The sequence below is a fragment of the Gluconobacter sp. P1D12_c genome (assembly GCF_018812105.1).
Classification (GTDB): domain Bacteria; phylum Pseudomonadota; class Alphaproteobacteria; order Acetobacterales; family Acetobacteraceae; genus Gluconobacter; species Gluconobacter oxydans_A.
Genome location: NZ_JACSIQ010000921.1, coordinates 1 through 351, shown reverse-complemented (window position 1 = coordinate 351; position 351 = coordinate 1). Strand labels below are relative to the sequence as shown.

1 protein-coding gene is annotated in these 351 nt (G+C 46.7%); it reads right to left on the bottom strand.

The features are described 5' to 3' along the window. Positions 1-6: 6 nt before the first annotated feature. Complete coding sequence (locus KP705_RS20850; protein ID WP_256445929.1) at positions 7-129, bottom strand: hypothetical protein; 123 nt, start codon at positions 127-129, stop codon at positions 7-9. Positions 130-351: the final 222 nt, after the last annotated feature.

Below are 351 nucleotides of genomic sequence, written 5' to 3'. Positions count from 1 at the left end.
CTTGAATTAGGTGCCATCCTTCTTCTTACGCCTAGACGGAATCCCCAGACCTTCAAGCCTGTCAGCAATGCGATCAGATTGAAGCCTTATGGCCTCATCCCTGCCAATGCGTTCAAGATGTTTAAACACATCAACCTTGTTCCCACTGTTGCGACGAAGAAGCTCATAAAAACCTATCCGAGAAGATGACTCACACCCATTCTCAGACGGTCCTGCATCAAAAATCTCTCCGCGTGATTCCTTCGCTTCCTTAACCTCTGGGAACCGTCAATCAATACGCCAAAAACCAGAAATTACTCGCCAAGGCATATCAACAAACAGTTTTTCGATCCCTCCACGTGACATTAGGGA